Genomic DNA, 5,062 nt, shown 5'->3' with positions numbered 1-5,062 from the left:
GCGGCGGGGTCTTCTTCTGCCGCCTCGCTATTGTCCATAAATTGAACTCTCTCGCAGTTTCAACAGGTTATTGCTGCTAGTCTGGCAAGGCTGTTTTTTCGCCACGCCATTTCCGTGGCGTGGTTATTTTTATGTCAAAGAGGAACCACTATGAAACGTTTGCCCTTGCTGGCAGCTTTGCCCTTGCTTTGCGCTTCCGCGCTCTCTGCCCAACCGCTGATGTCCGTCGGCTATTTTAACGGCGGCGGCGACGTCACCGCCGGGCCGGGCGGTGATATCGATAAGCTGGACGTCCGGCAGATCACCCATCTCAACTACTCGTTTGGCCTTATCTATAACGATGAAAAAGACGAGACCAATGCGGCCCTGAAGGATCCTGCTCATCTGCACGAGATCTGGCTGTCGCCGAAGGTGCAGGCGGATCTGCAAAAGCTCCCCGCCCTGCGTAAACAGAATCCGGACCTCAAAGTCCTGCTGTCGGTCGGCGGCTGGGGCGCGCGTGGTTTCTCCGGCGCGGCGGCGACCGCAGAAAGTCGCGCCGTCTTTATTCGTTCCGCGCAGAAAATCATCCAGCAATATGGTCTGGACGGCATTGACCTCGACTGGGAGTTTCCGGTCAACGGCGCCTGGGGACTGGTGGCCAGCCAGCCGGCTGACCGCGACAACTTCACTGCCCTGCTGAAATCGCTGCGTGAGGCAGTCGGTGAGCAAAAGCTGGTGACTATCGCCGTGGGCGCCAATGCCGAGAGCCCGAAAAGCTGGGTGGACGTCAAAGCGGTGGCCCCGGTGCTGAACTACATCAACCTGATGACCTACGACATGGCCTACGGCACGCAGTACTTCAACTCGAATCTGTATGACTCCAGCCACTGGCCGACGGTCGCCGCAGCGGATAAATACAGCGCCGATTTTGTGGTCAACAATTACCTGGCCGCCGGGCTTAAACCCAGCCAGATGAACCTCGGGATTGGTTTTTATGGCCGGGTACCGAAACGGGCGGTCGAGCCGGGGATTGACTGGACGAAAGCGGATGCGCAAAACAATCCGGTCACCCAGCCCTATTTTGGGCCACAACAGATCGCGCTGTTTGCCTCGCTGGGCTATGACCTGAGCAAAGACACCTATGTGAAATACAATGATATCGTGGGCAAACTGCTCAACGATCCGCAAAAGCGTTTTACCGAGCACTGGGACGATGAGGCGAAGGTTCCGTGGCTGTCGGTGCAGTCCGCAGAGGGCAAGCCGCTGTTCGCCCTCTCCTATGAGAACCCGCGCTCGGTAGCCATTAAGGCGGACTATATCAAGGCGAAGGGCCTCGCCGGGGCCATGTTCTGGGAATATGGCGCCGATGACCAGAATCAGCTGGCCCGTCAGCTGGCGGAATCGCTGGGGATCAAACACTAATCATGGCTGTTCCGCCGCATCGTCGGCACCGAGAGGCGTGACGCAGGCAGCATCGCCTGCAATGCAGGTATATCGCGCCGCCCGGGATAGGTTATGATGCCTGTTATCCGCTGCGCCAGGGGTTGGCGCAGCTTAACCGTTTGACAGGAGGCAGGGGGCCATGGCCTATATCCCCAAAAATTACGCACGTCTGGATGTGGGTTACCGCGAAAAGGCGCTCAAGCTTTTTCCCTGGGTGTGCGGACGCTGCTCACGGGAGTTTGTCTACTCCAATCTGCGCGAGCTGACGGTGCACCACATCGATCACGACCACTCCAATAACCCGGAAGATGGCAGCAACTGGGAGATGTTGTGCCTGTACTGTCACGATCACGAACATTCCAAGTACACCGAAGCCGATCAGTATGGCTCCACGGTGGTGGCAGGGGAAGATGCGCAAAAGAGCGTCGGCGAGGCCACCTACAACCCGTTTGCCGATCTGAAAGCGATGATGAACAAAAAGTAAGCGAAGCGGCTGACCGCCGGACGCGGTCATTCGACATGACGCCATCCGGCGCGCGGTTACCCGACGCCGGAACGTCTCACCGCCGGCCGGCGGTTTATTGCAGTTTAACGGTGGCGATCGGCTTCGGCACGATGCCAAAATCCTCTTTCAGCTGCTGTTTGCTCTTCATTACCATCTGCCCGCTGGTGTCGATGGTCATGTGCTGGGCGTCGGTGTTATACCGGGCCTGCCAGAGCATCACCAGCTGCAGGCTATTTTCCTTCTGCTCCGGCGTCAGCGCGACGCCATCCGGCCATTTTCCCAGCTCTACCGCCGTCGCCAGACGCTGATACACTTCCGGCGTCATACTGTCGATAATTTGCTCAATATCCATCTTCCGCTCACCTCCGCCTGGAATAATTTGCTGAATCGTTTCTTCAACCCTTGATTTGCTCGCCATTTTGCTCATCGGTGAAGCTCAGCGATGCCGAGTTGACACAATACCGCTCGCCGGTCGGCTGCGGACCATCCGGAAACACGTGGCCGAGATGGGCATCACAGTTTCCGCAACGGATCTCAATGCGCTGCATGCCGTGCGAATTGTCGGTCAGATAGCGAATGGCCTCCGCGCTTACCGGCTCGTAGAAGCTCGGCCAGCCGCAGCCGGAGTCGTATTTAGTCTGGGAGTTAAACAGCGGCGCATCGCACACCAGGCAGTGGTACACGCCATTTTTCTTGTTGTGCAACAGCCGTCCGGTGAAAGGCGGTTCGGTGCCATGATGCTGCGTCACGTAAAACTGCATTTCGCTCAAGCCATTTTTCAGCTCTTCCGGGGTGGGTTTATTCGCCATGGGCTTACATCTCGCTTTGCAATGGACTACTTTCGCTCCAATTCTAACAAAACATTAACAATGAAGCGTACACTTTTGTTCTAAACTTATCCGGTGCCCACAGGCAGCCAGATAATTGTGACTTAAATCACGTTTTTATCTTAAATGCCCTTTAAAATTCCGCGCGCAGCCCCCATATGGAATTGGGCTCAAAGGGAAAGTGAGGCAAATCAATCGCGCAAAGGTCTGCTCAGGATTGATTTGTCGCAATGATTGACACGATTCCGCTTGACGCTGCGTAAGGTTTTTGTAATTTTACAGGCAACCTTTTATTCACTAACAAATAGCTGGTGGAATATATGACTATCAAAGTAGGTATCAACGGTTTTGGCCGTATCGGTCGCATTGTTTTCCGTGCTGCTCAGAAACGTTCTGACATCGAGATCGTTGCAATCAACGACCTGTTAGACGCAGAGTACATGGCTTACATGCTGAAGTATGACTCCACTCACGGTCGTTTCGACGGTACCGTTGAAGTGAAAGACGGTCATCTGGTCGTTAACGGTAAAAAAATCCGTGTTACCGCTGAACGTGACCCGGCTAACCTGAAGTGGGACGAAGTTGGTGTTGACGTTGTTGCTGAAGCAACCGGTATCTTCCTGACCGACGAAACCGCTCGTAAACACATCACCGCTGGCGCGAAAAAAGTCGTTCTGACTGGCCCGTCCAAAGACAACACTCCGATGTTCGTTCGCGGCGCTAACTTCGACGCTTACGCTGGCCAGGACATCGTTTCCAACGCTTCCTGCACCACCAACTGCCTGGCGCCGCTGGCTAAAGTTATCAACGACAACTTCGGTATCGTTGAAGGCCTGATGACCACCGTCCACGCTACCACCGCTACTCAGAAAACCGTTGATGGCCCGTCTCACAAAGACTGGCGCGGCGGCCGCGGCGCAGCTCAGAACATCATCCCGTCCTCTACCGGCGCTGCTAAAGCAGTAGGTAAAGTACTGCCAGAACTGAACGGCAAACTGACCGGTATGGCGTTCCGCGTTCCAACTCCGAACGTATCTGTTGTTGACCTGACCGTTCGTCTGGAAAAAGCAGCGTCCTACGAAGAAATCAAGAAAGCCATCAAAGCCGCTTCTGAAGGCGCTATGAAAGGCGTTCTGGGTTACACCGAAGACGACGTTGTTTCTACCGACTTCAACGGCGAAGTTTGCACTTCCGTGTTCGATGCTAAAGCGGGTATCGCACTGAACGACAACTTCGTGAAACTGGTTTCCTGGTACGACAACGAAACCGGCTACTCCAACAAAGTTCTGGATCTGATTGCCCACATCTCCAAATAAGTTGAGATGAAAAAGTAATCTGTAAGAGCGACTTCGGTCGCTCTTTTTTTTGTCTGCAGAGATAGGATTGCACAATGATAAATAAAATTTTTGCTCTCCCGGTGAATGAAACCATTTCTCCCGTGATCTCCCGTCGCCAGCTGGACGACCTGGAGCTGATTGTCATCGACCATCCGCAGGTGAAAGCCTCTGTGGCGCTGCAGGGGGCGCACCTGCTCTCCTGGAAACCCGCCGGTGAAGAAGAAGTTCTGTGGCTGAGCAACAACACCCCGTTTAAACAGGGCGTCGCCCTGCGCGGCGGCGTGCCGATTTGCTGGCCCTGGTTTGGTCCTTCTGCGCAGCAAGGTCTGCCGTCGCACGGCTTTGCCCGCAATCTGCCATGGACCCTGGAAGGTCATGACGAAGACGACAGCGGCGTAATGTTGACCTTTGCGCTCCAGCACAGCGCTGAAACCATGAAGCTCTGGCCGCACGAGTTCACCCTCTATGCCCGCTTTAAGCTGGGCAAGACCTGTGAAATCGAGCTGGAAGCCCACGGTGAATTCGAGACCACCTCTGCCCTGCACAGCTATTTCAACGTCGGCGATATCGCGGCGGTGAAGGTGAGCGGTCTTGGCGAGCGCTATATCGATAAAGTGAACAATGCCGAAGAAGGCGTTCTGAGCAACGGCGTGCAGACCTTCCCGGACCGCACCGATCGCGTCTATCTCAACGCCGACAGCTGCAGCGTGATCCATGACGACGCGCTAAACCGCACTATCGACGTGGTGCATCATCATCAGCACAATGTGGTGGCCTGGAACCCGGGCCCGGCGCTGTCCGTCAGCATGGGCGATATGCCGGACGATGGCTACAAAACCTTCGTTTGCGTCGAAACCTGCTGCGTAACCCAGCCGCAGAAAGCCAGCGAAGAGACGCCCTCTCGCCTGGCGCAAACCATCAGCGTGAAAAAACGCTAATAGCAAAAGCCCCGTTGGTAACGGGGCTTT

The 5,062-nt window shown here is 55.3% G+C and carries 6 protein-coding genes; 4 read left to right on the top strand and 2 right to left on the bottom strand.

Annotated features, from left to right (window positions below; all coding sequences use genetic code 11):
* Positions 1 to 150 precede the first annotated feature (150 nt).
* Complete coding sequence (locus HMPREF9538_RS10910) at positions 151 to 1,404, top strand: glycoside hydrolase family 18 protein (RefSeq protein ID WP_002901255.1); 1,254 nt, start codon at positions 151 to 153, stop codon at positions 1,402 to 1,404.
* A gap of 160 nt (positions 1,405 to 1,564) precedes the next feature.
* Positions 1,565 to 1,909 (top strand): HNH nuclease YajD, encoded by a 345-nt coding sequence (gene yajD / locus HMPREF9538_RS10915; protein WP_009485419.1) that lies wholly within the window; start codon positions 1,565 to 1,567, stop codon positions 1,907 to 1,909.
* Between the two features lie 94 nt (positions 1,910 to 2,003).
* Here yajD and HMPREF9538_RS10920 read toward each other — a convergent pair whose 3' ends face one another.
* The gene (locus HMPREF9538_RS10920; RefSeq protein ID WP_002901249.1) at positions 2,004 to 2,282 is read right to left on the bottom strand and encodes a YeaC family protein; all 279 of its coding nucleotides are present in this window, start codon (positions 2,280 to 2,282) and stop codon (positions 2,004 to 2,006) included.
* A gap of 43 nt (positions 2,283 to 2,325) precedes the next feature.
* Entirely contained in the window at positions 2,326 to 2,739 is a 414-nt protein-coding gene (gene msrB / locus HMPREF9538_RS10925) for a peptide-methionine (R)-S-oxide reductase MsrB (protein WP_002901246.1), read from the bottom strand.
* A gap of 338 nt (positions 2,740 to 3,077) precedes the next feature.
* On the opposite strand from msrB, the gene gapA reads away from it, so the two are divergent.
* Both gapA and HMPREF9538_RS10935 read left to right on the top strand, forming a co-directional pair.
* Complete coding sequence (gene gapA, locus HMPREF9538_RS10930) at positions 3,078 to 4,073, top strand: glyceraldehyde-3-phosphate dehydrogenase (protein WP_002901243.1); 996 nt, start codon at positions 3,078 to 3,080, stop codon at positions 4,071 to 4,073.
* A gap of 74 nt (positions 4,074 to 4,147) precedes the next feature.
* Entirely contained in the window at positions 4,148 to 5,032 is an 885-nt protein-coding gene (locus tag HMPREF9538_RS10935; protein WP_002901240.1) for a D-hexose-6-phosphate mutarotase, read from the top strand.
* Positions 5,033 to 5,062: the final 30 nt, after the last annotated feature.

Origin of the sequence: Klebsiella sp. MS 92-3, from assembly GCF_000195655.1 — a bacterium.
GTDB classification, from domain to species: Bacteria; Pseudomonadota; Gammaproteobacteria; order Enterobacterales; family Enterobacteriaceae; genus Klebsiella; species Klebsiella pneumoniae.
This window is presented reverse-complemented; position numbering and strand designations above follow the sequence as displayed.